The organism is Pseudoflavonifractor capillosus (assembly GCF_016899775.1).
In the GTDB taxonomy this organism is placed as follows: domain Bacteria; phylum Bacillota; class Clostridia; order Oscillospirales; family Oscillospiraceae; genus Lawsonibacter.
In genome coordinates, this window is record NZ_JACJJE010000178.1 from 1 (window position 1) to 335 (window position 335).

Annotated in this window: 1 protein-coding gene; it reads right to left on the bottom strand. The window is 59.1% G+C overall.

Annotated features, from left to right (window positions below):
• A partial coding sequence (locus tag H6B31_RS16895) for a plasmid mobilization protein (RefSeq protein ID WP_204899546.1) occupies positions 1–335 on the bottom strand: 335 nt, incomplete at both ends.

The following is a 335-nucleotide window of genomic DNA, read 5'->3' on the forward strand; positions in this document are numbered from 1 at the left end:
ACCGCGTCACCTACTTTCTGTAAGACTTCATACTTGAGGGCGGCAAGGTCGGCTATGGCGGCGCGTACCTCGCCGGAGAGGGCGTTATAGGGTGCGCCGTACTCATTCAGATACCGGGCAATCTGATTGAGGTTGCCGCCGATCCTGCCGTACTCGGCGGTCAGCTTCCCGACAGCGGAGAGCAGTTCGTCATTGACCGCTGACACATGGATAACGGGGCGTATGGTGGTGCGCCGTATCGCCTGCCGGAGAAATTCCGACTGGCTGATACCATAGGGCGCAAGCCGCGCTGTGAAGTCGGCGTATTCATCTTCGGACAGCCGGGTTTTCACAAC